A 25,760-nucleotide genomic window follows, 5' to 3' on the forward strand; every position below is an offset into this window, starting at 1 on the left:
ACGGGCGCGCTTGTCCTAGCGATCCGCCGGCTGCGGAACCCCGGCTGCCGCCGTACGACGGACGCCGCTTCGGTAGGTCGAGATGCCCAGGGCGAGCAGCCAGTAGCTGAGGATCGCGCCCATCAGCGCGGTGGTGCCCCAGCCGTTCGCCGCGTAGAAGTCCGCGGGATTGTTGCCGAAGAACAGGGACGGCACGAAGAGCAGATTGACACCGGCCAGGACATAGGCGGAGCGGCCGGTCCAGCGCGGCAGCAGGTTCGTACGGGAGATGGCGTACCCCACCGCGGCCAGGAACAGGGCCAGTAGCAGTCGGCCGATCGACCCGTAGAGGATGTAGGTGCCGCTGACCGTGATCGTCGGATCGATGGAACGGTCCGCGGCGATGACCGCACCGGCTTCCAGCCCGCTGGAGACCAGGGTGACCGCCGCGTAGACCAGCCCGGTGGCGAAGGCCATCGTGCCCACCCACTCGTAGGCCGGGTTCACCCGCTTGACCAGCTCACGGAAGGCCGTCACGAACACGATCAGGAACGCCAGCGCGACGATCGCGATCAGCAGCCTGGCCAGGACGTTCGAGTCCGGCGGCGGACCGGAGTAGATGAAGTACAGCGGTACCTCGATGATCAGGGCGGCCGCGGTGGCGATGCCGGCAAGGCCCGTCAGACGCCTGGCGAAGGTCTCGTTCATGGGGGTCCCCCGAAGTGGATGGTGGATTCATTTCGTCGGTTCGATTCCGACGACTTGAATCCTGCCGCCCCCGACCGGGCCAGTCCCTGGGCCTGGACACCCGATGCATGGGTGGCGCTACCGACACCCCCCACCACCCAGCTGATCCCGGGAAGCAACCCTCAAGCGGCCGCCCCACTACCCCAGTTGGAAGACCCGCCCCAGAGCCTCGGACAACGCGGACGCCGTCCCCGGAGCGGTCAGCGGTGACAGCCGGGCGCCCAGATATCCGTCCGGGCGGATGAGAAAGGCCGTCGGGCCCTCGGCGTCGTACAACCGCTCGAACTCCCCGGCGCCGTCCCGGAATACGGGCAGGTGTCGGCCGTCCGCGTCGGTCTGCCCGGACACGGTTTCCGCAGCGGCCTGGTGCCGGCTGACGACGAACGCGGTCACCTTGCCGCCGATCAGGCGATGGACGGTGGCGGCGGTCTCCCGGCACGCGCTGAGCGCGGCGGCCGAGTCGGCGTACAGCACCAGGACATGCCCGCGGTCGCGCAGCAGGTCGTACAGGCGCAGAGGCGTCGCGGCCACGCCGGCGGTGAGACCGGGACAGTCGGGAGCACGCTCACCGGGCTGCGGGGCGGGTGACCCCGAGTCGCCGCTGCCGGGCCCTGCGCCGGCGGCTGCCACCAAGGGACTGCTCGGGTAGGCGACGAGCAGTTGGGCCTCGCGCAGCATCACGGTCGTCATGTCGTCCGGAGCCGCCCGGATGCCCTCGGTGGCGTGCTTGACCGTGCGTCCCACCACCTCCTCGCCGACGGGGCGCCGCTCGGCGTCGTAGCTGTCGAGCAGCCGGGGATGGGCACCGCCCTCCAACGTGAGGGCCAGCTTCCAGGCGAGGTTGTAGGCGTCCTGGATGCCGGTGTTCATGCCCTGGGCACCGGTCGGCGGATGGATGTGCGCGGCGTCCCCGGCGACGAAGACCCGGCCGACGGAGTACCGGTCGACGAGGCGATGGCTGATGCGGAAGACCGACGACCAGCGCATGACGGACGCGGTAGTGGGCTGCGGGGAGAGCCGGTCGAGGACCGCCTGGATGTGCTCGACCCGGGGCGCGCGCCCGCCCTCCAGCCCGTGGGCGACCGAGTCCCGCGCATCCCGTGCGGGTTCCTCGCCGTTCGTGGAGAGCTCGGGGGGCACCAGCATCGACATGCGGTACCGGCGATCCCCGGGCAACGGGATGCAGACCAGGAGATCGTCGACACGGCCGTCCCCGTCATGGTGCGTGGCCCGCACGCCGTAGCCCTGGGGGAGGCTCCAGTCCACCTGCACATCGGCGAGCATGTACTCCTCCGGAAACGCACCCCCCTCGAAGGACAGCCCGAGCCCCTTGCGGACGGTGCTGTGCGCCCCGTCGCAGCCGACCAGGAAACGCGACCGCAGCTCCTGCTGGGCACCCGATGCCGTGACGATCCGGCTGACGACCCCGTCCTCGTACTGCGTGAACCCGACCAGCTCGGTGCCCCGCTCGATCCCGGTGCCGAAACGGGCGAGATGCTCCTCGATGATCCGCTCCGTCTCGTACTGGGGCAGGGCAGCGAAGACGTACGGGACCTCCGGCGGCAGCCGTAGCTCGAAACGCCCCTGCTCGACCCCGTCGACGTACATCACCTGCCCACGCATCGGCACGGCGACCTCCAGCGCGGCCCGCACCATGCCCATCCGGTCCCAGATCTCCAGCGTCCGCGGCTGGACACCGACGGCCTTGGCGTACGGCAACCGCGCCGGAAGCCTGTCGATGACGCGGCAGGCGACCGACTGCCGCCGCAGCTCGGCCGCCGCGGTCAACCCGACCGGCCCCGCACCCACGATCAGTACGTCCGTGTCCACCACCGGCGTCTCCCGCCAGAAGCCCCCCTTCTGGCCTGCCTCCATCGTCCATCGCGGGGCATGGGACAGCGACCCAACGGGTGGGGTCCCTGGTCAGGGGGGGCGACAGGGGTGTCCCGGGCAAGGGGGCGACGGGGGGTGCTCCCTGGTCAGGGAGCGGAAGCGGGCGGTACGGCGCGCAGGGTGCCGGCCGGTTCTGTCGTCAGCGCATCCAGGCTCGGGTGCCGAACGAGGCGCACGCCCGCGAGGCCACCAGCGCGGCAGCGTGCAGCGCCTGGACGAAGCCCTGCGCGGTCAGCTGCCGCTGGGCGGCAAGGTGATGGGTGAGGGCCCCGTGCAGGATGTCCCCGGCGCCGAGTGTGTCCGCCACCACCGGCACGGTGGGCACCTCGACCGTCCCGCCGCTGTCGGGACCTGCCCACACGATGGGCCGCTCTCCCCGGGTGACCGCCGTCCAGGCGACCCCGTGCTGCTGGAGAAAGCGCAGGGTGTCGGTGGGGGAGCGGGTGCCGGGCGGGCGGAAGTCGGCGGAGCAGACCGCTACGTCGATCCATGGCAGCAGGTTCTGTGTGCCGGGCTTCCAGCTTCCGGCGTCCAGGACGGTGTGTCGGCCGGCCGCACGCGCGGCCCGGGCGGTTGCGGTGGCCAGTTCCATGTGGTGTCCGTCGAGTTGGACGATGTCGCAGGCCGCCACCAGCGCGTCGAGATTGCGGGGCGGGGCGAGCCGATGTCCTGTGGCGTTGGTCGAGGCGACGGCGCGCTGCCCGCTGGACGCGGTGACCATGATGGAGGAGACGGCGGGCGGGTCGGTCGAACGGGACGCCAGGTCCGAGACGGTCACCCCCGCTCGATCCAGGTCGGCCGTGATCGCGAGTGCCAGCGGGTGGGCGCCGATGGCGGTGAGCAGTCCGGCGGCGCCGCCCAGGTGGGCGAAGGTCACGGCCGCGTTCGCCGCCGGGCCACCGGCGGCCACGGTCTGTTCGCGAGCAGTGAGCTTCTCGTCAGGGGCCGGTACGTGCTCGACGAGCTGGATGACATCCAGGGTGCACAGCCCCACGAACAGCCCTTCGGGCTGTCTGCTCGTACCCGCCTCCACCAGCCGAACCTCCTCCAGACCCGACGCCCGGGGATGGCGGCGCCGATGTGCCGGCCCGCCCCGAGACCACCGTGACCGGTCCCTTCACCCGTGCCCCGGGCCGCCGTGGATCACTCACCGGGGAGCGTGGGTGTGCCCGTCGACGCGGGCGCCGGACAACGGTCAGGAATCGAGAAGCCCCGCCCCCCGGGCAGCCCATAGCGTGATGGCCATGGAAACCACAGCATCCACCAGGTCCCTTGCTTCCGTCACCCTCGAGGTCGCCGACCCCGAGGCCGCCCACCGCTTCTACACCTCTTTCGGGGTGGAAGCGCACATCCGCCTGCGGGCGTCCGAAGCACACTCCACCGGATTCCGCGGGTTCGCCATGGCGCTCACGGTGTCCGGGCCGGCCACCGTCGACAGCTTCCTGGGTTCCGCCGTGGACGCCGGCGCCACGGTGGTGAAGCCGGCCGCCAAGTCTCTCTGGGGCTACGGCGGCGTCGTCCAGGCACCGGACGGGACGATCTGGAAGGTCGCCACCTCGGCGAAGAAGGACACCGGTCCGGCCACCCGGAAGATCGACGAGGTCGTTCTGCTGCTGGGCGTCGAGGACGTGAAGGCCACCAAGCAGTTCTACGTCGGCCAGGGCATGACCGTGGGCAGGAGCTTCGGCGGCAAGTACGTCGAGTTCGCCTCCACCGAGGCCGGCTCCGTCAAGCTGGCGCTGTACAAGCACCGCGGCCTGGCCAAGGACCTCGGCGTCCCCACCGACGGCACCGGTTCGCACAGCATCGTCCTGGGCAGCACCGGCGGCGAATTCACGGACCCGGACGGGTTCGCCTGGGAGGCCGGCACGTCGCACACTGAGGCACCGTCCAGCTAGTCGGCACTGCCCTGAGGTCGTCCTTCTCGCTGCAGCTACCAGCTACCCATGCCGCTGCCGCTCAGAAGTCCGTGGGCAGCCCACTCACCTCCGCGATGCCGCGCAGCTCTTCCGTCTGCTGGTGCCGCTCCCTGATGTAGTCGGCGATCTCGCCGAGGCGGACCGGGTCGGAGGCAGTGGTCGCGTCCGTGACGATCCTGACCGGGCCGGTTTCGTCGACGTCGATCTCGACCACCTCGTTGTCCAGACGGCCGGTGACAGCGGTGGCGATGACAAGCGCGGCCTCGTCCCTGACCTGCGGGGGCAAGTCGTCGCCGGACGAGTCGAGCGCGAAGTCGAGGCTGGAGAGGCGCTCCTCCTCGAGGGCCTTGAGGACCGGTTCCACCACGCGCAGCAACAGGCGGTAGTCCTCCGTGTCCATCCGGATGCGCAGGAGATCGAGGTACACCTTCACGGGCTGACCGTCGCCTTGCGGAATCTCGGAATCGCTCATCTTCTTCGTGTTCCCCGCAGGACGCGAATCAGACGTGATTTGGAACATCCGTGAAACCACGCGGTTGAATTGATAGCCGCAAGCGTCGGCCGCACAATACTCGTCCCACAGCAAGAGCCACATCTTCAATGAACCACCAGAATTCCGGGAACATATCCCGGAAAACTGTCGTCGTTGGTGCGGCGCCCGCCCCGTGCGGTGGACGTCGACCACAAGCTCCGACGCCGCAAGCCGACCCCGGGCGGGGAACCCGGGGTCGGCCGCCTAGAACAGGACGGCTCGATGGGCGGCACCTCGCCGGCACCGCCTACTGCCTGCTGCCGGCCTGACGGCCCGGCGTCACTTCAGGTGTCGGCCGAGGAAGCGGCCCCCGTCCTCGAGCTCGAACCACGGGGTGCCGGTGTGTCCGCCCAGGTTGGCGTGCAGTGTCTTCTCCTTGGTGCCGAAGGCGTCGAACAGGTCCAGGGCGCGCTGCCGGGGGTTCCCTTCGTCGTCCCACTGCAGCAGGAACAGCAGTGGAATGGTGACCTGCCGGGCCTCCTCGCGCTGGGCGCGGGGTACGTAACCTCCGGCGAAGAAGCCGGCGGCCGCGATGCGTGGCTCGGCCACCGCCAGCCGAATGCCGAGGGCGGTCCACCCCGAGTAACCGACCGGACCGTCGATCTCGGGCAGCGCAAGGAGGGCGTCCAGGGTGGTCCGCCATTCGGGGGCCGCCTTTTCGACCAGCGGGCCGATGAAGGACTCGAAGATCTCGTCGACCGGCTCGCCGGCCTGCATCGCCCGCCGGAGGTCGGCACGGGCCTGCTCATCGGCGGCGGAACGGGGACGGGCACCGCACCCGGCGGCGTCGATGGTGGCCACCGCGTAGCCGCGCGCCGCGGTGTACCGGGCCCGCGCCACCAGCCGGGAGTCCGCCTTGGGCAGGCCGTTGTTGTGGGCCATCAGGACCAGCGGGGTCGGTGCGGCGGATTCAGGCGTCCACAGGGTGCCGGGGATCTCGCCGAGGGTGAATTCGCGCTCGAAGACGCCGTCGTCGAGGCGCAGTTCGGAAGTGAATTGCATGGTCGTGCCTTTCGGGAGTGCTCAGAGACGGCGCTCCCGGACGACCTAACGCCCGACCGTGACCCCGGAGGGGAGCACCCATGTCGATACTGCGTTCACGGGTACCACCTCCTCGTTCTCTCGCACGGCCTCCGGAAAAGTAGCAGCGGTCGCCATGGTCCGCAAAGGGGTTTTGGCTGTACCTAGGTACCCAGGTTCCTCACGGCCGTACCTGGCTCAAAGTTCGGTGGCGTCGGCCAAATGACATCAGCCTCCCCTCGACCGCCGCCCACCCGGCACAACATCCGTTCGGGTTAAAGGGGTGGGTTAAATGGCGGGCTAAGGCTTGCTAGGTTTGGGGCGGAGGTGGAGCCGCATGGCATCTGAGGAAGAGCTGTTCGCGAGTGTGGACGCTCTGTTGGAGGAGGAGCCGCAGCTTCCGCCCCCGGCGGAGCGTGCTCGGCTTCGTGAGGCAGCCGGTGTCACCCAGGCCCGCCTGGCGCAGGTCCTGAAGACCACGACACAGTCCGTGAAGAACTGGGAGAACGGGCGCAGCGAGCCCAAGTCGCCGCGCCTGGAGGCGTATCAGCGGCTGCTGAAGGGCTGGGCCGCGAAGTACCGTGCGCCCGACCTCGAACCGGCCGCAGCTTTGCCGACCGGGCCCCAGGACACCGTCCACCCCGACGACTTCGCCGCCGCGCCCACAGGTCCAGCCGCGCTCGCAGCGCCTCCCGCGCCTGCCACCCCCGCACCCCGAAGGCCCGCACCCAGTCAGCCATCGTCCCCGCCCCGCCCGGTCGCACGGCAGACCAACGAACCCGCCGCCGACCCGCGCTTCCCTCACGGCCCCCTCGCCGTCCTGGACGGTCACGGCAGCGCGTACGGCGTGGACGGCATCGTGCTGGACTGCCCGGCGACCACGATCCCGGGGCTGGTGGAGTGGACCCTGACCGAGTCCGGGCTCGGTGGGCAGCGTCTGCACCGCTACGGCAAGGACAGCGACCCGCTGATCGTGCTCACTGCGGCTGCCGCCGTGAAGTTCGGGCTGCCCGAGCGTCTGGAAGACCGCCGCGGGCTTCGTCTGAGCGCCGACCACCCGGTCGTCGCGCAGGTCACGAAGGCGAAGTGGCAGCTCACGCAGCGCGGGTTCGGCCCATGGGCCAGGATCTACCGCAAGGCGCAAGGCACTCAACGCCAGTGCGTGCAGCTCGCGATCCTGCCCTGGGAGGCCCTGGACGAGCGGTCCTGGCCCGGCGTCGCGGACATGGAGCCGGCCGACATCGCCCGTGTCCTCGGCGTGTACGCCCAGCGGGTCATCACCCCGCGCGGCAGCACCGCGGTGTCGGGCCTGGAGTTGATGACGGCGCTGCGCCCGGCGACGAAGGCGGTGCGGGACCCGGCGACGGGGAACTGGGTGTCCGGCCACAACGCCGGCAGCCTCGGGTCGCAGCCGATGGATCCGGCGCCGCCGGAGGCCACGCAGGAGCACCCCGTGGTCGTCAACTCCGGCTGGAAGGGCGGTTTCCTGAACGAGGAGGCGTACCAATGGGTCCGCCCGGTGGACCTCCTCACCGCCGAGGAGTGCACGCTGCCGTACGCGGTCGGCCTCGACCTGAACACGGCGTTCCTCGCCGCGGCGGCCCGCCTCGTCGTGGGTCTGTCCGCCCCGGACCACTTCCACGCCCCGGCGTTCAACCCGAAGATCCCCGGCTCCTGGCTGGTCGACCTCTCCCACGTGGACCTGGACCCGCGCCTGCCGAGCCCGTTCACGCCGACGGGGGAGCGGCCGTCGGGCCCGGCCTGGTACCAGACGCACACCGTCGCCTACGCGCAGGAACTCGGCTACAACGTCACCCCCGTCGAGGCATACCTGCGGCGCGAGACCGGCGCGTACCTGGACCCGTGGCACGACCGCCTCAAGAACGCCTACGTCGACACCCTGGCCGACCTCGGCGTCACGCGGGAGCTGGACGACGCCGAATTCCTGGCCGCGATGGAGCAGCACAAGCAGGTCGACCTGGCCATGGCCGCCGTGCTGGCCGCCATCAAGGCCACGGTCAAGGGCGGCGTGGGCAAGCTGCGCGAGCGCCCGCAAGGCCGCCAGTACAAGGAAGGGGATCGGTGGCCGGCCCTGGAGCGCCCGACCTGGCGCCCCGACATCCGGGCCGCCGTCATCAGCAAGGCCCGGGTCAACATGCATCGCAAGCTGCTCAACATGGCCCGGATGACGGGCCTGTACCCGCTGGCCGTGCTGTCCGACTGCGTCGTCTACCCGAGCCCCGGCGAGAGCCCGCTGGCCTTCCTGCCCTACAGTGCCTCCGGCAAGCCCCAGCCCGGCGGATTCCGCCTCGGGTCGACGCCGGGCCTGGCCAAACTGGAGGGCGTCCAGTCGATGGCCTGGGCCGTCGACCTGATGGAGCAGGGCTACAACCCGGCCCGCCACATCAAGGGCGGCGACGCCGTCCTGGACGAAGGGGAGTAGGCCGTGGCGGGAGAGATCGACGACGCCATCGAACGGGCCGACCGGGAGGCGTTCACGCGGGAACCGCCGAAGACGCTGAAGGGCCGGATCGGCTTCCTGATGAAGCAGCTCAAGACGACCCGGGCCGTCGCGGTGGAACTCGGCGTCAGCCAGCGGTCGGTCGAGCGCTACCGCAAGGGAGAGCGCAAGCACCCGCCCGAGGACATCCAGCAGAGGATCGACGCGGCCGTACGGTCCCGGTGGCAGCCGAGGGTCCGGGGCCGCCGCCGGAAGCAGGCCGCGGCCACGGGCGGAGTCACGGTGGAGACCCGTGCCCGGTTCGGATACACCGCCCCGGTCGGCAGCACCGACGACGGCCGCTTCCGCCGCCTCACCGTGCACCTTCCTCCGGCGTACGCACAACGCCTGTTCGCCGCCCGCGAGGCGGGCGCCGGCGACCAGGAGATGCGGCAGATCGTCGCCGACGGGCTCAGAGAGATCTACTTCCAGGACGGCGGCGCCCGCGCTCTCGGCCTCTCGGACGTCGCCATCAACGACATCGACTACATCGACCTGGACTTCTGAAAAGGGCACCGACCGCACCTGACTCGGGCCACGTCCATCACGCGCGCTCGCAGTTCGGCACCCACGCTCCCGGCGCTAGCTCTGCGGCACGTCCTTCACGAACACGACCCCGTCGCAGTCCGCCACGTGGGTCGGGTCGAGCGGGGCGTAGCCGAACCAAGGGGATTCGCGGCGTGCGTGCGGAGTGTCTCCGAGTGCCTCGGCCAGCCGTGTTGCGTCGATGAGGCAGGGGTCCTCCGGGAGCGCGTACAGGAGTCCTTCGACGGTGTCCGGTGGCGGTGTGTCCACTCCGTGGTGCCGGATCGTGCCGAGGGCCGTGGCCACGAAGGCGTACTCCTCGCCGAGTTGGGCGCTCACCAGGGCACCTGCGCCCCACCACTCCACGGACCCCTCCCACATCCGCATCGTGCTCTGCCTGCGCTGGAGATGGGAGTTGTGGGCGTGGATGAGTGCCGGGCCCCGAGCGGCGAGGGCAAGGAGGTTGTGGGCCATCATCCGGTCCCGCGCGCTCACCAGCCGGGTCATGCGGGCCGGTGATGTGTCGGCCATCCAGTGGTGGTAGCGGAGCAGGCCGGTGGCGGTACGTCCGTACAGGCGGGCCCGGTCCACATCGTCCCGCGAGGTCTCCGCCGACAGGTGCGGCGCCTGCTCGTCGAGTAGCGCCACCAACTCATCGGCCAGCAGCCGCAGTTCCATAGCCTCGGCCGACCGTCCCACGGATTGGGCCGGGTCCATCATCGCTGCTGGGTTGGTCCACCGGTCGTCCGTGCCGAGCAGGCGGTCGAGTGTGTCCGTGGTGCAGGGGAGCAGGGCCGCGTCCACGTGGGCCGAGAGGTAGCCGTGGAGTGCGGTGAGGGCCTGTCGGGGGCTCGCGGCGCCGGTGATCTCCAGCGGACCGTCGAAACCGGCGAAGCGGAGCCGCTCGGACGCGGGCCGGCCGGCGTTGTGGGCGCGCATCCAGCGCACCAGTTCGCGGTTGCCTGCGAAGGCTCCCCACTCGTGGCTGAATCCGTGCTCCATGACCTCGTCGAGGGTGCCCGTGCCCGAGGTGATGTGGTCGTCCACGACCAGGCCCATCAGGCAGTCGCTCTCGATCGCGATCGTCCGGTAGTCCTCCTGCTCGACCAACTGCCGGAAGAGCTCGTTGCGCAGCTCCAGCAGAGCTTCCTCGCCATGGGTGGGCTCGCCCAGGCCGAGCAGGCGGGGCCTGGTCGGGAGCAGCCTCATGAGGGAGGCGGCGTCGACGGCATGGGTGGATTCCTTGATGTCGGTAGCCATGCCTTCAACGGTATCGTTGAACCTTCGATTGAAACTTTTTCGCGATATCGTCAGTCTCATGGGGCGAAACCTTCAAACCGGGGAGCGGCTCAGGCCGGTTGATCTGGCGCGCGGGCATGGCTTGTCGACGCAGGCGGTCAGGAACTACGAGGAGGCCGGCATCCTTCCGGCCGCCGACCGCACACCCCACGGCTACCGCACCTATACCGCGCTGCACGCGGCGGCCCTGCGTGCGTTTCTCGCCCTGGTCCCCGGCCACGGCCACAGCACGGCGACCTCGATCATGCGGGCTGTGAACCAGGGCTCGGTCGACGAGGCGTTCCACCTCATCGACGAGAGCCACGCCCAGCTCCTCGACGACCGCCGAACCCTCCAGGCCGTGGAGAGCGCCCTCCGCGACCTGGAGCGCAGCGGTGTGGGCTCGGAGGCGTCCGTAGTGTCCGGGCCCGGCGACACCTTCATCGGGCCGCTGGCAGAACAGCTCGGGATCCGGCCCGCGACACTGCGCAAATGGGAGCGCGCCGGACTGGTGAGTCCACGCCGCGACCTGCAGACCGGTTACCGCGTCTACGACGAGGCGGACGTACGCGACGCCCGGCTCGCCCACCAACTCAGGCGGGGCGGCTACCTGTTGGAGCAGATTGCCCCGCTCATCGCCCAGGTGCGGGCAGCCGGCGGACTGGAGCCGCTGGAGGCGGCACTGCGCGACTGGCACGGTCGCCTGTCCACCCGCGGACGGGCGATGCTGACCGGTGCCGCGGAGCTGGAGGCGTACCTGCGCGAGCGCGGATGAGATGCAGGTAGTCGCACCGGCGCGCCAAAGTCCTCCGCCGCACCGGTCAACATGTACCGGGACAGGGATGGCGCAAGCCCTGCTGACTGTCAGGTCCATCGACGCGGGGTGAGCTGCCACCGCCGGTGTGACACAGGTTCCTGACGGTTGATGATCTGAAGTCATCCAAGTGAGGGCGAATCACCCTGCCTTGGCCCCGGTCGCGCGAAGGTGACCGGGGCCGGAACTTGAACGGGGGCTTCGGTCGTGGCTCGTGAGCCGTTCAGCTCTGGGGCGTTCAGCGGCCGATGTCGTCCAGCTCGGTCAAGTCCTCACGAGACAGGGAGAGTCCCGCGCCGGCGATGTTCTCGCGCAGGTGTGCCGTCGATGACGTGCCGGGGATGAGCAGGATGTTCGGTGATCGCTGCAGCAGCCAGGCCAGTGCGACGGACATCGGTGTCGCGTCCAATCCAGCGGCGACCGCCGAGAGCGCCGAGGACTGAAGCGGGGTGAAGCCCCCGAGGGGGAAGAAGGGCACGTACGCGACGCCGTCGGGGGCGAGCCGGTCGATGAGCTTGTCGTCGTGGCGGTGGGCGAGGTTGTACATGTTCTGCACGCACACGATCGGCGCGATGCTCTGCGCCTCGGTGACCTGCTCCTCGGTGGCGTTACTGACCCCGAGGTGGCGGATCAGGCCCTGCTGCTGGAGTTCGACGAGCGTCTCGAACGCCTCGGCGAGCGAGCCGGGCTGGGGACCTTCGGCGTTGCCGAGTCGGAGGTTGACCAGGTCGAGTACGTCGAGCCGGAGGGACTTGAGGTTGCCGTGGACCTGACGGCGCAGATCTTCGGGTCGCCGGGCCGTAGGCCAGCCACCCTGTTCGTCGCGGGTCGCGCCCACCTTGGTCACGATGTGCAGCGACTCGGGATAGGGGTGCAGCGCCTCGCGGATCAACTCGTTGGTGACGCGCGGCCCGTAGGCGTCGCTGGTGTCGATGTGGGTGATACCGACGTCGACCGCTTCACGCAGAACGGCCAGGGCACCCTCGCGATCGGCGGGCGGCCCCATGACCCATGGGCCGGCCAGCTGCATGGCGCCGTAGCCGAACCGGCTGACGGTCAGGTCACCCAGAGTCCAGGTGCCGCCGGGAAGAGAGAGGGAGGGTGTGCTCATCTTGTTGCCTTTCGTCGTGCACTTGGGGGGGTGGCGCGTGCTGCCTCCCTGCATCAGCATTGGAGAGAAACTTCCTGTCGGGAAGTAGGCACTCTGGAGTGCGTAACCCACCCGTTGGCGAGAGGCGCGATCAGTGACGACGATGAAGGCGGCCCAGAAGAGGGCTCAGGCCAAGGTGGAGTACAACGCGTTCCTGGCAGGGTGCCCCAGCCGGCAGATGCTCGACCGAATCTCGGACAAGTGGGTCGTCCTGATCCTGTGTGCGCTGGGCGGCGACAACAGCGCCGGCCAGCCCGGTGCAGCACACGCAGACGCCCCGAAGGCGATGCGTTACTCCGAGATCTCTCGTCTTCTGGCCGGGGTCAGCCAGAAGATGCTGACCCAGACGCTGCGATCGCTGGAGCACGATGGTCTGCTCACCCGTACCGTGACGCCAACCGTCCCTGTCACCGTCTCATACGAGCTGACCGACCTCGGCCTCTCACTCCACCACATGACGCGCGGGCTCAGAAACTGGGCGCAGACGCACATGGCCGAGGTCCTCGCAAACCGCGAGAACTACGACTCTCGCAACTCCTGAGGACTCACATCCAGGTCGTTTGAGAAGGCGGAGGCCCTGGGTTCTCGAACGACCTGGCATGCGCGGAAGTCGCGTTCGCGATGGCGGCAGATGTACCCCTTGCCGGGTCGTCACAGGCGCGAGTTGCCGGCCGTTCACCAGTGGGGCCTCGTTAACGCGAGGCCCCACGACGGGATCAGACGGTGAGCACGAGCTTGCCCTGGAGGTGACCGCCGTCGAGTAGCCGGTGCGCGTCGGCGACGCGTTCGAACGGGAACGCTTCCTGCACGTGGACCCGGAGCCTGCTCTGTTCGACGAGTTCGACGAGACCTCGCAGGGCGACCGGATCGGGGTCGACCGCGATGCCGCTGAAGCGCATGCCGGCCGCCTCGTACTTGGCGGCGAGCTCCGCATCCTCCTCGGCGACCGCCGTCACCAGGTGACCGCCTGGGCGGAGCACTTCGAGCGACCGCACGACGGTGTCGCCGCCGATCGTGTCGAGCACGACGTCGATGTCGCGGGCCGCCTCGGTGAAGTCGACCGCCGTGTAGTCGATCACCTCGTCGGCGCCGAACCCCTCGACGAACTTCCGCTTGCCCCCGCCGGCGGTCGCGACCACGTGCGCGCCGAGCGCTTTCGCGATCTGGATCGCGACGTGACCGACCCCGCCGCCTCCGCCGTGGACCAGGACGCGGTCGCCCTCGGTCACGCCGCCGAGGTCGACGAGGCCCTGCCACGCCGTCAGCCCGACGACCGGCAGCGCTGACGCCTCGACGTGCGAGAGCGGCGCCGGCTTGCGTGCCAGGTGCAACGCCGGCGCCGACACGACCTCGGCGTACGCGCTCGCCGCCCGGGGGAACAGCGGCATCCCGAACACCTCGTCGCCGGGCCTGAACCGCCACGTCCCCGGCGCTTCCTCGACCACGCCGCTGATGTCCCGGCCGAGGATGAACGGCGGCCGGCCGATCAGCGGGAACTCGCCGGCGCAGGCGCGCCTCCAGCGGGTTCAGCCCGATCGCCTTGACGCGGACGAGAACCTCGGTCGGGAGGGGCTGGGGCTCGGGCGCGTCCACGATGGTGAGCACCTCGGGACCGCCGAGCGTCTGCTGGGTGATGATTCGCCATGACTCTCCTGGCTTGGGAGGGGAGAGAACCCAGGCTAGGTTTCCGATAGGAACCAGCAGGTACCGTTGGCGCCATGAGCGGTTTCGGTCGCGGTGATTCCTTTCTCGCCGACTGTCCGGCGCGACTGACGGTCGAGCTGATCGCCGACAAGTGGACGGCGGTCGTGCTCTACGGCCTCAGCAAGGGCCCGGTGCGCCATGGCGAGCTGATCGGCGGCATCTCCCGCAAGATGCTCACCCACACGCTCTCACGGCTCGAGGCGCACGGACTCATCCGCCGCCACGCCTAAGCCGAGGTGCCGCCCCGCGTCGAGTACGAGCTCACCCCGCTCGGGGCGACGCTGATCGATCCGATCCACATGCTGACCGAGTGGGCGAGGGCGAACGGCGACGCAGTGCTCGATACGCTCGACGCCGATCCCGAGCCGGTCACCCCTAGCGACTGAGGCCCCCGCCAGGGCACTGAGCATCCTGCGGTGCACGAGGTCAAGCGCGTGTTCCACGACGCCCTCAACTGCGAAGAGCGCCTTTGCCGCGGTACCGTAGTCCTGTGCATTGCGGTGATCCGTGCGCGCACAATGCGTCGCGGGCGTGCTTCAAAAGGGCCCAGTCCTCGAATTCATGAGGTTCTCGTACGATGCCGACCCGATCGAGATGTCGCCGTGACTGACACGGCTGCTCGCGCACAGCGGCGGGTGGAGCTTGTGCGGGACAACACGGCTGAACGCCTCGCGCTGGCGCAGGATTTCTATCACGCCGACCCTGGTCGCTTCCGTCGATACGGTCATGCCGAGTTGAGCTTCATGCGCTGGTCGGCCGCTCGCGGAGTGCTCGAACCGGAGTCCTCTGATCCGGTCGGCAGCGCATGGTGGCGCAGCGTCAATGAGATGCTGCTGAGGGACAAGGTGGAGGCCGGTCTCCTGGCCACTGACACATCGGGGAATGCCAGCAACCGCAATGTGCAGTACTGGCTGGAGTTCATTCGGCAGCCGTCGCCGACCCGTTGGTACCGGGCGCACAACGCCAGCATTGTCGCGGGATATCTGACGTACGAAGGTCTGGCCGCTCAGGAAATCAAAGTAGAGCGCTTCATGATGAACGTCGCGCTGATTCGAGTGCTCTATACCCATGCGATGCTGGCGAATCCGCGACTCGCGCTGGGGCCACTGGCCTTCCTCGGCCCCCGACTGGTGGACCCGCGCCACCGAAGCGTCAAGTCGTTCCTCGACCTCGGCCGGTCCTTTCCGAGGGAGTACCCGGTGCCAGGTCCCGTCGAGGAAGTCGTCCTCGCCGAGCATGCCCTCGCCCGCATGCTCGACTACGGCCTGATCGCCCCGCGTCTTCCCCTGCTGTACGAGTTCGCGGCCACGGCACTCGAAGAGCCGCGGCTGACATCCCTCCTCGATGCCGGCGTTCCGGCCTACGTATGGCGACACGCGGACCGCGCGGTGTGGTTCGTCGGAAACACAGGACCACACCTGCGCGCGATCGCCCGGATGACCGGGGTACGTCTGCTCTGGGAGCCCTCTCCGTTCCGACGGCCCTACCCGAAGGCGCGAGGGTAGGGCTCTGCATCTTCCGGCCACCGCTCCGACAGGCTGAGCGCCGACACCCCGGTCTCGTCCGTGTCAGCTGCCCAGTGCCGTGAGCACCACTGCCCTGGCCTCCTCCTGGACCCGGCGCAGATGGTCCGCGCCGAGGAAGGACTCCCCGTAGATCTTGTACACGTCCTCGGTGCCCGAAGGACGTGCCGCGAACCAGGCGTTGTCGGTCGCGACCTTGATGCCGCCGAGGGCGGCGCCGTTGCCGGGAGCCTCGGTGAGCACCGTGGTGACCGGCTCGCCCGCGAGAGTGTCGGCGGTGACCTGGCGCGGGGACAACTTGGCGAGCAGCGCCTTCTCCTCGCGGGACGCGGGGGCGTCGACGCGCGCGTAAGCGGGGGCACCGAAGCGGTCGGTGAGCTGCGCGTAGTGCTGCGACGGGGTCTTGCCCGTGACCGCCGTGATCTCGGAGGCGAGCAGGGCCAGGATGATGCCGTCCTTGTCGGTGGTCCACACCGAGCCGTCACGGCGCAGGAAGGACGCGCCCGCAGACTCCTCGCCCCCGAAGCCGAGTGATCCGTCGGACAGACCGTCCACGAACCACTTGAATCCGACGGGGACCTCGACCAGCGGCCGGCCCACGTCCGCCGCCACCCGGTCGATCATGCTGGAGGACACCAGCGTCTTGCCGATCCCGGCGCCCGCGGGCCACTGCTCCCGGTGCGCGAAGAGGTACGAAATCGCCACGGCCAGATAGTGGTTGGGGTTCATCAGGCCACCGTCCGGCGTGACGATGCCGTGCCGGTCGGCGTCGGCGTCGTTGCCGGTGGCGATGTCGAACCGGTCGCGCTGCTCGATGAGCGAGGCCATGGCGTAGGGGGAGGAGCAGTCCATGCGGATCTTGCCGTCCCAGTCCAGCGTCATGAAGCGCCAGGTCGGGTCGGTGAGCGGATTGACCACGGTCAGGTCGAGCCCGTGCTGTTCGCCGATACGGCCCCAGTACGCGACCGAGGCGCCGCCCAGCGGATCGGCGCCGATGCGCACGCCGGCGGTGCGGATCGCGTCCAGGTCCAGGACGTTCGGGAGGTCGGCGACGTAGGTGCTGAGGAAGTCATAGCGGCCGGTGCCGGGGGCGGCCAGCGCGCGGGTATAGGGGATGCGCCGTACGTCCTTCAGGCCGCCGGTGATGATCTCGTTGGCGCGGTCCTGGATCCACGACGTCGCTTCGGAGCCGGCGGGGCCGCCGCTCGGCGGGTTGTACTTGAAGCCGCCGTCGGCGGGCGGGTTGTGCGAGGGGGTGACCACCACGCCGTCGGCGAGGCCGGACGTGCGGTTCCGGTTGCGGGTGAGGATGGCGTGCGAGACCGCCGGGGTGGGCGTGTAGCCGTCGGCCTGGTCGATGAGGACGGTCACGTCGTTGGCGGCGAACACCTCCAGCGCCGTGACGCGGGCGGGCTCGGACAGGGCGTGGGTGTCGGCGCCGAGGAAGAGGGGGCCGTCGGTGCCCCGGGCGGCGCGGTACTCGCAGATGGCCTGGCTGGTGGCCGCGATGTGGTCCTCGTTGAACGCCGTCTTGAAGGCGGAACCGCGGTGTCCCGAGGTGCCGAACGCCACCTGCTGCCCCGGCTCGGCCGGATCGGGGTGCAACGCGTAGTACGCCGTGACCAGGCGGGCCACATCGATGAGGTCCTCGGGCCCGGCGACCTGCCCCGCTCGCGCGTCCTGCATCTCCCGGCTCCTCCACAAGCTTCGACGGTCGGTTACGGTCCTCATTCTCCCCTGCTCGACCCACGGGGACGCGCACTGGGACGACGTTGTGGCACGTGTCCGCCGGGTGCGACGATGCGAGCCGACGAGCGAAGGGACACCGCCGTGCCGCCCGAGGACCAACTCCCGCCCGCCGCCCTGCTGTTCGACGCGCTGGGCGCCGACTACGAGAAGGCGTTCGCCCACGCCCCCGCGCATCTGGCCGCACTGGAGTGGCTGCTGGAGCGGCTGCCGCCCGCCGCCCGGACGCTGGACGTGGGCAGCGGCACCGGGCGGCCCACCGCGGCCGCGCTCACCGCGGCGGGACACTCCGTGCTGGGCGTCGACGTGTCGCCCGTCATGGTGGAACTCGCCGCCCGCCAGGTCCCCGAGGCCGAGTTCCGCCACGCCGACATCCGCGAACTCCCGCTGGAGGAAGGTGTGTTGGACGGCGTGTGCGTGTTCTTCTCGCTGCTGCAGATGACCCGCGCGGAGCAGTCCGCGTTGCTGCGGCGGCTGACCCGGGCCCTGAAACCCGGTGGCCACCTGGTGCTGGCCACCGTGCCCGCGGACGTGGAGGACGTCGAGGTGGTCTTCATGGGCCGACCGGTGCGCGCCACGAGCTTCGGCGAGGAGGACCTCACCGGCGTGCTGGAGACGGCGGGGCTCACGGTGCTGTCCAGCAACAGCACCCTCTTCACCCCGGACCACCCCGGCGCCGGGCCCGAGCCCCACCTCTTCCTGCACTGCCGCCGCCGTTGAGCCGGCCGCTGCCGCGCCGACCGAAGGCTTCGGTCGGGGCGGATCAGCCGATGGGCGGCATGTCCGTGGGACTGGAGTCGAGGCCGGGCCGTTTGCCGGCCCAGTCGCCGCGGGTGAAGTCCGGGATCTCGACCGGGCGGCCGTTGCTCGCCAGGGACGCGGCGCTCAGCGGGACCGCCGAGCACCAGGCAGCCGAGTCGTACACGTCGATGTCGGGCACCAGCCCCGCGCGCATCAGCTGGACGGTGCGCCACTGCAGGACGTAGTCCATGCCGCCGTGACCGCCGTTGTTCGCGGCGTCGTCACCGACCTTCTGCCACAGCCAGTGGTCGAACTCCTTGCGGTAGTCCGCGAAGTCACGCCAGGTGTGGCCGCCGTGGTCCGGTTCGAGATAGACACGCGCGCCGGTCGGGCCGGGCCCGGCGTAGTCCTCGACGATCCCGCGGCTGCCGGCGAGGGTGTTGATCCTGCTGTACGGCCGCGGTGAACTGACGTCGTGCTCGGCCCGGATGATCCTGCCCTTGTCGGTCTCGATGAGGCAGGTGACCAGGTCACCGTTGATGTACGTCTCTCTCCAGGACGGGTGGTCCCGGGGGATGAAGCGCTCGCGGTAGTCGGCCAGTCCCTTGGGGGCCGTCGCCGTGGCGGTGAGGGTGGCCATCCGGTCGCCGCGGTTGATGTCCATGGCCGCCGCGATCGGGGCCAGCCCGTGCATGGGGTAGAGGGACGCGGTGCTGCGGGTGTGCCACAGCCGCCGCCAGGAGTCGGTGTAGTACGTGTCGGAGAAGAGGAGTTCACGCAGGTCGTGGAGGTAGCCGCCATGGCCGTTCGTGACGTCGCCGAACAGGCCGGCGTGCGCCATCCTCAACATCGCCAGTTCGTTACGGCCGTAGCTGCAGTTCTCGGCGAGGAGCAGGTGCTTGCGGGTCCGCTCGGAGGTGTCGACCAGGTCCCACAGCTGGCGCAGCTCCGTCGCGACAGGGAGCTCCACCACGGCGTGCCTGCCGCTCAGCAGCGAGGCTCTGCCGTGCTCGTAGTGGAACTCCCACGGCGTGGCGACGTACACCAGGTCGATGTCGTCGCGCCGGAGCATCTGGGCGTAGGAGTCGGCTGATCCGCCGTACTCGGCGGGGCGGGGCTCGCCCTTGCTCACCAGCCGGTCGGCGGTGCGGCGCGCGCGGTCGGCGCGGATGTCGCAGACGGCGGTCACGGTGCAGCCGGGTACGGCCGCCCAGCTCATGACCATGCCGCCGCCGCGGTTGCCCAGGCCGATGACACCGACGCGGACGGTTCCGTGGACCTCGAACGGCACGCCGATCATCGACTTCTGTCCGGGACGGCGGCGGGGCGCTGGTCCGGTCGCGGCGGAGGCGGCCGGGGCCGCACCGCCCATCCCGGCCGCGAGCGCGCCGGTGGCGACGGCTCCGCCCAGGAGGAGCCGGCGTGAGACAGCGGGCATTTCGGACATGACGGCAACACTCCTCGGTGGGGTGGCTTGCATCACTGCCGGGGGCACTGTCGGAACTTTCGAGGCATGACTCTGCGGGCTTCGACGGTTGCATGTCAATACGTGCTCGATAGGGAGCAGTTCCGAGCAGGATCAAGCATCGGTGGATGGCTGACAGGTCATCAGCCCAGTCGGTAGAGGTGGCTGCAGGGCCGGCGCCGGTAGCGAGGAGTGCGGTCAACGGCGGGTCGACGAGGGCGGGTTCGAGCGCAACACAGAGAGGAACCGAGCGACCTGGCCCCTCAGCTGAACGTCAACGTCTTCGATGCCCCGGAGAAGCCGATGGTGGGAGAGCGGACCGGGCCCTTCGGCGCACCGTCGATCGACCCAGTGCTCTGACCGGGAAGGTAAATGGATTGCCCTGGGGGCGGCGCTCTCGTTGGCTGGGCAGCATGGCTGAACTGCATACCGATCGCCTCGTGCTCCGTCGATGGCAAGATTCCGACCTTGAACCGTGGGCGGCGATGAATGCTGATCCCGAGGTCCGGGAGCACTTGGGCGACTTGCTCACCCGTGAACAGAGCGATGCCTCCGTGGCGCAGTTCCAGGCCGAGTTCGACCAGCGAGGCTACGGATGGTGGGCAGTTCAATTGCAGGCCACGGGCGAGTTCATCGGCTTCGCGGGCTTGGACCAGGTGGATGACGGCATGCCGTTCACGGGGGTGGAGATCGGTTGGAGGCTCGCTCGTTCGGCCTGGGGCCAGGGCTAGGCCACCGAGGCTGCCCTGGCTGGCCTTGCCTTCGGCTTCGAAAAGCTTGAACTCCCCGAGATCCTTGCAGTGACGACTGCTACCAACCTCCGTTCCCAAGCAGTGATGTGCCGGATCGGCATGACCCGAGACACGGCTGACGATTTCGACGACCCACCGCGCCGGAAGGGCCACTGCGTCCGAACGTGCTGTACCGAATCGCGCGTGGAGTGAGGGTCTGACGCTCTCGGCTCGGTCGCTTGGTCAGATCGCGGCGGGGAGCGGGGCGCGTTCGCGACGCTGCGCCGCGAGGACGTCGGGGCGGCGGGCGTTGGCGTTGCGCCGGCGCAGGTAGGCGTACAGGGCTCGGGTCTGCGCGCTGTGGTTTCGGTGGTTGGAGTTGGCGATCGTGAACTGCCGCAGTGGCCCGAAATGGGCTTCGATCGGGTCGGCCCAGGAGACGTGGGTCGGGGTGAAGCACCGCTCGACGCGGTTCTTCTTCGCCGTGGAGCACCGCACCCCGTGGGTGCGGTGGTAGGCCGCGGGATGACGCTCGGGGTGACCGGCCGGAGCCCAGCCAGCTCCGGCGGTGGGGCGGATGCCGAGCGCCCTGTCGGCTCGCACAGGTCCGGCCTCTTGCGCGGCCTGCCAAGCCCGATCCGGGGAACCCGGATCGCCTCCAGTGCCGCTTCGAACAGCTGGGTGAGGATCCCCGCCCAGGTTCCGTCCCGCTGCCGGCGTCGGAGCAGGTCGTAGACCCGGTCCCAGGGCCCATATCGTTCGGGCACATCACGCCAAGGGGCGCCGGTCCGGGTCCGCCACCGTATGCCGTCTGTCAGCTGCCGCCGAGTCCACACCTGCGGACGGCCCGGCTCGATGCCCCGCGGCAGCTGCGGCTCAAGCCGGGCCCGCCGGCCGTTCGTCAGATCACCACGTCCCACGAGCGGTAGGGCGGCGAGGGCTGCTCTACAGCCCAGGGCCCGTCAAATCCCCCCGGTCCCCGTGGGTCCCCGCTCGACCCGGCACGGATATGTCATGGCCTTTGGCTGTTCAGTCGTTTGTCAGATCCCCGGGGTCTGCCCGACCGGCTCGGTCCGGCCTTCCACGTGGCACTGTCCGGCGTGTCCTTGTCGACATCGCCAGACCTGGGGTGCGTCGACCTGTAGAAGGGGCGCGGGCGATCATCCGGAGGTCTGGAACATGAGCAGTGGTGCTTGGACAGGCGCCGCGGTGGCTACTGTCACCGCCGCGTACGCGCTGGGCTCGCGTCGGCTGTCCACGACCCCGATCTCGTCGGCGATGGTGTTCGTCGGCGCCGGCATCCTCATCGGGCCTGCGGTGCTGGACATCGTCGACCTGGCGCACGACACCGCGCCGATCGTCGCCCTCCTCGAAGTCACCCTGGCGCTAGTGCTCTTCAGCGACGCCATGACGGTGCGCAGACAAGATCTCCGGACCGGCGGCTTTCTCCCAGAGCGTCTGCTCGGCATCGGGCTTCCGCTGAGCATCGGGGCCGGCTGGCTGCTCGCCTGGCCCCTGCTGCCGGGGCTGACGATGTGGGAGCTCGCTCTCGTCGGCGCCATCCTCGCCCCGACCGACGCCGCCCTCGGAAAGACCGCCATCACCCATCCCCGGGTCCCGGCGCTCGTACGGCACGGGCTGAATGTCGAAAGCGGCCTGAATGACGGCATGGTGCTGCCCTGCTTCCTTCTGTTCCTGGCAGCCATCCCGGGCACCCACTACGCGGAGGAGGGCGTGGTCGGGATCTTCTGGCGGGCCCTGGTGCTGAGCACCGCACTGGGCCTGCTGGTCGGGTGGATCGGTGGCCGGCTTCTACAGTGGTCCCGGGCCAAGGGGTGGATCACGCCAGAGTGGCGGCACGTCTACCTGCCGGCCGTCGCGGCCGGGGCCTACGAACTCGCCGTCGTGACGGAAGGCAGCGGTTTCATCGCCGCATGGGTCGCCGGGTTCGCCTGCGGTTTCGCCCTGCGCCGTCACAGGATCGGCAGCGAGAAGGGACAGCCGGACCACACGTCCGAGTTCACCGAGAACCTCGGGGGACTCCTCGCTGCGATCAGCCTTCTTATCTTCGGTGCGGTACTGCTCGGCCCCGCGCTGGAGCACGTGAGCTGGCGGATCATCCTGTACGCCATCCTCAGCCTCACCGTGGTCAGGATGCTGCCCGTGGCCCTCTCGCTCGCCGGGAGCGGGCTGCGGCTGCCCACAGTGGCGTACATCGGCTGGTTCGGGCCGCGCGGTCTCGCCTCCGTCGTCCTGGCGCTGCTCGTGGTGGAGGAACACGTCCCGGGGGTGGAACTGCTCGGGCAGGTGGTCGCGATCACCGTCGGTCTCAGCGTCCTCCTGCACGGCGTCTCGGCCGTATCCCTCGCCGAGCGGTACGGCCGCTGGCACGAGAAGGCCTCGGCCACCTCCCGCGATCTACGCGAGGGCACCCCCGTACCCCACACCCCCGCACGCGGCAGGCTCGGCGGGTCGGACCGGACGGAGACGTGAGACGTGAGACGTGAGACGTGAGACAGCGTCATCCGCCTGTCACCGGGCGCCACGCGCTCTGACTTTCACGGCGAAGGGGCGGGCCGGTGTCACCATGGGAAAGGAGGTGGCAGCCCATGGCCCGGTCCGATCGCTCATCCCCGGCTGCGCGGGAGACGATCCCCGAGGCAAAGGGGCACCGGGGAGCGTCTGGGCGGTCGCCCAAGAACATGGTGTGGATCCCGGCCGGCCACTTCCTGATGGGCAGCGAGGACTTCTACCCCGAGGAGGGCCCTGTCCATCGCCGCGCCGTCCAAGGCCTGTGGGTGGACCACCACCCGGTCACCAACGCCGAGTTCCGCCGCTTCGTCAAGGACACCGGCCACGTCACCACGGCCGAGACGGCGCCGGACGCCGCCGAGTACCCCGGCGCCTCGGACGACCAGCTGGTGCCCGGCTCGCTGGTGTTCACCCCCGCCCAATGGTCCGGTGCCGCTGCACGACTACCGGCTGTGGTGGTCGTGGGTCCCTAGCGCCCAGTGGCGCCACCCGGAAGGACCCGGCTCCACCGTGCACGGCCGGGACCGGCACCCCGTGGTCCACGTCACTCACGCCGACGCCGCGGCGTACGCGGCATGGGCCGGCAAGGACCTGCCGACCGAGGCGGAGTGGGAGTACGCCGCCCGCGGCGGCCTCGACGGCGCCACCTATGCCTGGGGGGACTCGGTCACGGTCCGAGGGCGGATCATGGCCAACACGTGGCACGGCAGGTTCCCGTACGAGAACCTGCGCCCCGACGGGCAGAGGCGCACCTCACCGGTCGGGGTGTTCCCTCCCAACGGGCACGGTCTGGTCGACGTGTGCGGCAACGTCTGGGAGTGGACCACCAGCGGCTTCACCCCCGATCACAGCCCGGGGAGGCGGTCCGCCCGGGAGCCGGCCCGAAAGCCGTGCTGCGGCCCGTCAGTCGCCGCACGGCCCTCAGAGGTGCGGCTGGTGATCAAGGGAGGCTCGCACCTGTGCGCCCCGAACTACTGCCTGCGCTACCGACCCGCCGCCCGGCAGGCGCAGACCTCGGACTCCTCCACCAGCCATCTTGGGTTCCGCTGCGTCCTGCGCGGCGGCCGGCTAGACCACCTTGACCGTGACCCGCCGAAGGATGCCGGTGAAGGCGAACGGCGGCTTCTAGGTCGGTGATACCGGTGTGCCCCAGTCTTCGCCCACGTCGAAGGTGTCGTCGGAGGAGAAGTAGACCGGCACCGTTCTGTCGATCCGGCCCTCTCCGACTGCCTTGCCGTTGATCGTGAGAGTGCCGGTGCCGCCCTTGCCCGGGCCGCCTCCGTCGTGGACGAAGTGATCATGGGGAGCTGCACGTCGTGACGGTGTCATCCCGGTTGGGCGGCCCGTTGCGCAGCCGAGCCCCGATGGGAGACGTGGCCCCGTCGTCCGGCCTCCAGCACCCACCGCAACCCACCGCTCGCCCCCACTTCCATCCCGTGCCGCCGACCCACACCCCGTGGAGCGGGCCCGGTGCCGCGTCTGCTCGGCTTGTCCTGGGTCGATGGCAGACGGGATAGGGGATCATCAACGAACAAGATCCACTTTCGGTCTGTCCTGATCAGCCAGGCCGCGTCGAAGGTTTCTTGAAGCCTCGCAGTGCAGGGAACGAGTAATCGGTTGCCTGTTGGCGCTAGTGCTGGATGCAATGTCCGGCAACCGACTCGTCACAGGGGAGACGTCCACGCATGAGTACGCCACAATCGCCGCCCGGAGCGAAGCGGGCTGAGGGATCATCCGTCCGGATCGGCGCACTCGTTCCGCTGACTCGGCCTGGCTGGGTCGAGGCAGGCCGGCACCTGCTGGCCGGCCTGGAGCTGGCCGTTGGCGAAGTCAATGACGCGGGCGGTATCGGCGGAAGACCACTTGAGCTGGTCGTCCGGGACACTGCGGCTGATCCCGAGAGGGCCGCTGCGGCCGTGGATGAGTTGGCGCGCCTGGGTGTGGCCGCCCTGGCGGGGGAGTACCACAGCGTCGTCGCTCGCGCCGCGGCCGCCAGGGCCGACGCCCTCGGTCTGCCGTTCCTCTGCTCGTCAGCGGTCATCGACGCGCTCACCGGACAGCCGACGGATTGGGTCGCGCGTCTCGCCCCGGCGCAGTCCCACGGCTGGCAGATCTACGCGGACTTCCTCCTCGGCGCGGGCCACAACCGAATCGCCGTAGCAGCCCAGCCGAGTGTCTACTGGGCATCGGGGACCCGCATTCTCCGGGACTACCTCGCTCCACTCGGCGGCACCGTCATCGAACTCGACATGAGCGCGCTCACCCCCACGGACCTGTGCGACGAACTCGTCGACCATCGCGCGACAGCCCTCCTCCTGCTGGTCGGCCACCCCGAACCGGCCGTGCCGATCGTCAAGTCCGTCCGCAGCGACCAGCGCCTCGCCGAGATCATGATCGGTGCTCCGGCCGGGCAACCGGAGTTCGCCGAATGGGCGACGTCGCTCGGCGACGACGGCGCCGCGATCCCGTTCTTGCGCTACCTTCCGCAGCGCCTGAGTCCACTCGGCGCACGAGTCGAGAAAGCCCTCCGTGCGGGGCTTGGCGAAGCGCCCTCCTTCGTCGCCTTCGAGGGCTACGACACGGTCGCCGTCCTCGCCGATGTGCTGCGTTCCAGCGGCGCGGACCGGATGGGCATCGCAGAAGCCTGGGCGCGCGTTGCAGTCGAAGGCACTCGCGGGCAGATCCAGTTCTCGCGTACGCCGGGCATCAGCGTGTGGCAATGGGCTTGGACGCCGGTCCAGGTCGTTGATCGAGATCCGGCGGAACCCGATCGTTTTCGGATCCTTCACGCGGGCTGAGCGGACCGACGTCCACCAAGGCCGTCGCAGATCAAGCCACCCTCGGGGCCGATTGGCTCAGCGTCGGCGCGCCTCGGTCGTGCGGACGGTCGCCGATGCAGGATCGGTGGGGCGGCTGCCACGGGACGGAGCCGCCCGGCACCGCCCCACGGCGTGAAGAGGT

Annotated in this window: 20 protein-coding genes and 5 pseudogenes; 13 read left to right on the forward strand and 12 right to left on the reverse strand. The window is 69.8% G+C overall.

Annotated elements, in window-relative coordinates; genetic code table 11:
* Window positions 1-15: 15 nt before the first annotated feature.
* The 3 genes from OG254_RS47290 to OG254_RS47300 all read right to left on the reverse strand — a co-directional run bounded on the left by OG254_RS47290 (window position 16) and on the right by OG254_RS47300 (window position 3,652).
* A complete protein-coding gene (locus OG254_RS47290) occupies window positions 16-687 on the reverse strand; it encodes a hypothetical protein (protein ID WP_405594163.1) in 672 nt (223 codons plus the stop codon).
* Between the two features lie 177 nt (window positions 688-864).
* The gene (locus tag OG254_RS47295; protein ID WP_405594165.1) at window positions 865-2,601 is read right to left on the reverse strand and encodes an FAD-dependent monooxygenase; all 1,737 of its coding nucleotides are present in this window, start codon (window positions 2,599-2,601) and stop codon (window positions 865-867) included.
* Window positions 2,602-2,758: 157 nt separating this feature from the next.
* The gene (locus OG254_RS47300; RefSeq protein WP_405594167.1) at window positions 2,759-3,652 is read right to left on the reverse strand and encodes a PfkB family carbohydrate kinase; all 894 of its coding nucleotides are present in this window, start codon (window positions 3,650-3,652) and stop codon (window positions 2,759-2,761) included.
* Window positions 3,653-3,857: 205 nt separating this feature from the next.
* Here OG254_RS47300 and OG254_RS47305 point away from each other — a divergent pair, with 205 nt between their 5' ends.
* A complete protein-coding gene (locus OG254_RS47305; protein WP_405594169.1) occupies window positions 3,858-4,517 on the forward strand; it encodes a glyoxalase in 660 nt (219 codons plus the stop codon).
* Between the two features lie 61 nt (window positions 4,518-4,578).
* Here OG254_RS47305 and OG254_RS47310 read toward each other — a convergent pair whose 3' ends face one another.
* Together OG254_RS47310 and OG254_RS47315 are read right to left on the reverse strand one after the other, a co-directional pair.
* Window positions 4,579-5,010 (reverse strand): hypothetical protein, encoded by a 432-nt coding sequence (locus OG254_RS47310; protein WP_405594171.1) that lies wholly within the window; start codon window positions 5,008-5,010, stop codon window positions 4,579-4,581.
* Between the two features lie 339 nt (window positions 5,011-5,349).
* Entirely contained in the window at window positions 5,350-6,072 is a 723-nt protein-coding gene (locus OG254_RS47315; RefSeq protein ID WP_405594173.1) for a dienelactone hydrolase family protein, read from the reverse strand.
* A gap of 355 nt (window positions 6,073-6,427) precedes the next feature.
* Here OG254_RS47315 and tap point away from each other — a divergent pair, with 355 nt between their 5' ends.
* Both tap and tpg read left to right on the forward strand, forming a co-directional pair.
* Window positions 6,428-8,533 (forward strand): telomere-associated protein Tap, encoded by a 2,106-nt coding sequence (gene tap, locus OG254_RS47320; RefSeq protein ID WP_405594175.1) that lies wholly within the window; start codon window positions 6,428-6,430, stop codon window positions 8,531-8,533.
* A 3-nt stretch (window positions 8,534-8,536) separates the two neighbouring features.
* Window positions 8,537-9,097, forward strand: coding sequence for a telomere-protecting terminal protein Tpg (gene tpg, locus OG254_RS47325; protein WP_405594177.1), 561 nt, complete (start codon window positions 8,537-8,539; stop codon window positions 9,095-9,097).
* 75 nt (window positions 9,098-9,172) lie between these two features.
* Here the strand turns inward: tpg and OG254_RS47330 are convergent, their stop codons facing one another.
* The gene (locus OG254_RS47330) at window positions 9,173-10,375 is read right to left on the reverse strand and encodes an erythromycin esterase family protein (protein WP_405594179.1); all 1,203 of its coding nucleotides are present in this window, start codon (window positions 10,373-10,375) and stop codon (window positions 9,173-9,175) included.
* 58 nt (window positions 10,376-10,433) lie between these two features.
* On the opposite strand from OG254_RS47330, the gene OG254_RS47335 reads away from it, so the two are divergent.
* The gene (locus tag OG254_RS47335; protein WP_405594181.1) at window positions 10,434-11,168 is read left to right on the forward strand and encodes a TioE family transcriptional regulator; all 735 of its coding nucleotides are present in this window, start codon (window positions 10,434-10,436) and stop codon (window positions 11,166-11,168) included.
* 277 nt (window positions 11,169-11,445) lie between these two features.
* Here the strand turns inward: OG254_RS47335 and OG254_RS47340 are convergent, their stop codons facing one another.
* Entirely contained in the window at window positions 11,446-12,318 is an 873-nt protein-coding gene (locus OG254_RS47340) for an aldo/keto reductase family oxidoreductase (protein WP_351193102.1), read from the reverse strand.
* A 142-nt stretch (window positions 12,319-12,460) separates the two neighbouring features.
* Here OG254_RS47340 and OG254_RS47345 point away from each other — a divergent pair, with 142 nt between their 5' ends.
* Window positions 12,461-12,898, forward strand: a complete 438-nt coding sequence (locus OG254_RS47345) for a winged helix-turn-helix transcriptional regulator (RefSeq protein WP_405595614.1) — start codon at window positions 12,461-12,463, stop codon at window positions 12,896-12,898.
* A 175-nt stretch (window positions 12,899-13,073) separates the two neighbouring features.
* On the opposite strand, the pseudogene OG254_RS47350 reads toward OG254_RS47345, so the two are convergent.
* Window positions 13,074-14,049 (reverse strand): annotated as a pseudogene (locus tag OG254_RS47350) (NADP-dependent oxidoreductase).
* A gap of 26 nt (window positions 14,050-14,075) precedes the next feature.
* On the opposite strand from OG254_RS47350, the pseudogene OG254_RS47355 reads away from it, so the two are divergent.
* Window positions 14,076-14,447: pseudogene (locus OG254_RS47355) on the forward strand (winged helix-turn-helix transcriptional regulator).
* Window positions 14,448-14,663: 216 nt separating this feature from the next.
* The gene (locus OG254_RS47360; RefSeq protein ID WP_405594183.1) at window positions 14,664-15,566 is read left to right on the forward strand and encodes a hypothetical protein; all 903 of its coding nucleotides are present in this window, start codon (window positions 14,664-14,666) and stop codon (window positions 15,564-15,566) included.
* 63 nt (window positions 15,567-15,629) lie between these two features.
* Here OG254_RS47360 and pgm read toward each other — a convergent pair whose 3' ends face one another.
* Window positions 15,630-17,270 carry a phosphoglucomutase (alpha-D-glucose-1,6-bisphosphate-dependent) gene (pgm, locus tag OG254_RS47365; protein ID WP_405594185.1) on the reverse strand — a complete coding sequence of 547 codons (1,641 nt, stop codon included), beginning with the start codon at window positions 17,268-17,270 and terminating at the stop codon, window positions 15,630-15,632.
* Between the two features lie 114 nt (window positions 17,271-17,384).
* Between pgm and OG254_RS47370 the strand changes: the two genes are divergently transcribed.
* Complete coding sequence (locus OG254_RS47370) at window positions 17,385-18,050, forward strand: class I SAM-dependent methyltransferase (protein ID WP_405594187.1); 666 nt, start codon at window positions 17,385-17,387, stop codon at window positions 18,048-18,050.
* Between the two features lie 43 nt (window positions 18,051-18,093).
* Here the strand turns inward: OG254_RS47370 and OG254_RS47375 are convergent, their stop codons facing one another.
* Window positions 18,094-19,518, reverse strand: a complete 1,425-nt coding sequence (locus OG254_RS47375) for a Gfo/Idh/MocA family protein (protein ID WP_405594189.1) — start codon at window positions 19,516-19,518, stop codon at window positions 18,094-18,096.
* Window positions 19,519-19,949: 431 nt separating this feature from the next.
* On the opposite strand from OG254_RS47375, the pseudogene OG254_RS47380 reads away from it, so the two are divergent.
* Window positions 19,950-20,488: pseudogene (locus OG254_RS47380) on the forward strand (GNAT family N-acetyltransferase).
* 22 nt (window positions 20,489-20,510) lie between these two features.
* Here OG254_RS47380 and OG254_RS47385 read toward each other — a convergent pair.
* A pseudogene (locus OG254_RS47385) lies at window positions 20,511-20,909 on the reverse strand (hypothetical protein); the annotation flags it as partial.
* Between the two features lie 104 nt (window positions 20,910-21,013).
* Window positions 21,014-21,187, reverse strand: a pseudogene (locus tag OG254_RS47390) (transposase); the annotation flags it as partial.
* 289 nt (window positions 21,188-21,476) lie between these two features.
* Here OG254_RS47390 and OG254_RS47395 point away from each other — a divergent pair.
* The 4 genes from OG254_RS47395 (at window position 21,477) to OG254_RS47410 (ending at window position 25,597) form a co-directional block, all read left to right on the forward strand.
* The gene (locus OG254_RS47395) at window positions 21,477-22,760 is read left to right on the forward strand and encodes a cation:proton antiporter (protein ID WP_405594191.1); all 1,284 of its coding nucleotides are present in this window, start codon (window positions 21,477-21,479) and stop codon (window positions 22,758-22,760) included.
* 116 nt (window positions 22,761-22,876) lie between these two features.
* The gene (locus OG254_RS47400; RefSeq protein WP_405594193.1) at window positions 22,877-23,272 is read left to right on the forward strand and encodes a formylglycine-generating enzyme family protein; all 396 of its coding nucleotides are present in this window, start codon (window positions 22,877-22,879) and stop codon (window positions 23,270-23,272) included.
* The gene (locus OG254_RS47405) at window positions 23,229-23,936 is read left to right on the forward strand and encodes an SUMF1/EgtB/PvdO family nonheme iron enzyme (RefSeq protein ID WP_405594195.1); all 708 of its coding nucleotides are present in this window, start codon (window positions 23,229-23,231) and stop codon (window positions 23,934-23,936) included. The genes OG254_RS47400 and OG254_RS47405 overlap by 44 nt, the downstream gene beginning before the upstream one ends.
* Window positions 23,937-24,484: 548 nt before the next feature.
* Entirely contained in the window at window positions 24,485-25,597 is a 1,113-nt protein-coding gene (locus OG254_RS47410) for an ABC transporter substrate-binding protein (RefSeq protein ID WP_405594197.1), read from the forward strand.
* Window positions 25,598-25,760: the final 163 nt, after the last annotated feature.

It is taken from the genome of Streptomyces sp. NBC_01092 (assembly GCF_045039535.1).
Lineage (GTDB): Bacteria > Actinomycetota > Actinomycetes > Streptomycetales > Streptomycetaceae > Streptomyces.

Bases quoted from the DNA above. Each gene is read 5' to 3' on its own strand.
- OG254_RS47290 (WP_405594163.1), bottom strand. From the start codon at position 687: ATGAACGAGACCTTCGCCAGGCGTCTGACGGGCCTTGCCGGCATCGCC.
- OG254_RS47295 (WP_405594165.1), bottom strand. From the start codon at position 2,601: ATGGAGGCAGGCCAGAAGGGGGGCTTCTGGCGGGAGACGCCGGTGGTG.
- OG254_RS47305 (WP_405594169.1), top strand. From the start codon at position 3,858: ATGGCCATGGAAACCACAGCATCCACCAGGTCCCTTGCTTCCGTCACC.
- OG254_RS47310 (WP_405594171.1), bottom strand. From the start codon at position 5,010: ATGAGCGATTCCGAGATTCCGCAAGGCGACGGTCAGCCCGTGAAGGTG.
- OG254_RS47315 (WP_405594173.1), bottom strand. From the start codon at position 6,072: ATGCAATTCACTTCCGAACTGCGCCTCGACGACGGCGTCTTCGAGCGC.
- tap (WP_405594175.1), top strand. From the start codon at position 6,428: ATGGCATCTGAGGAAGAGCTGTTCGCGAGTGTGGACGCTCTGTTGGAG.
- OG254_RS47330 (WP_405594179.1), bottom strand. From the start codon at position 10,375: ATGGCTACCGACATCAAGGAATCCACCCATGCCGTCGACGCCGCCTCC.
- OG254_RS47335 (WP_405594181.1), top strand. From the start codon at position 10,434: ATGGGGCGAAACCTTCAAACCGGGGAGCGGCTCAGGCCGGTTGATCTG.
- OG254_RS47340 (WP_351193102.1), bottom strand. From the start codon at position 12,318: ATGAGCACACCCTCCCTCTCTCTTCCCGGCGGCACCTGGACTCTGGGT.
- OG254_RS47345 (WP_405595614.1), top strand. From the start codon at position 12,461: ATGAAGGCGGCCCAGAAGAGGGCTCAGGCCAAGGTGGAGTACAACGCG.
- pgm (WP_405594185.1), bottom strand. From the start codon at position 17,270: ATGCAGGACGCGCGAGCGGGGCAGGTCGCCGGGCCCGAGGACCTCATC.
- OG254_RS47370 (WP_405594187.1), top strand. From the start codon at position 17,385: ATGCGAGCCGACGAGCGAAGGGACACCGCCGTGCCGCCCGAGGACCAA.
- OG254_RS47375 (WP_405594189.1), bottom strand. From the start codon at position 19,518: ATGTCCGAAATGCCCGCTGTCTCACGCCGGCTCCTCCTGGGCGGAGCC.
- OG254_RS47400 (WP_405594193.1), top strand. From the start codon at position 22,877: ATGGCCCGGTCCGATCGCTCATCCCCGGCTGCGCGGGAGACGATCCCC.
- OG254_RS47410 (WP_405594197.1), top strand. From the start codon at position 24,485: ATGAGTACGCCACAATCGCCGCCCGGAGCGAAGCGGGCTGAGGGATCA.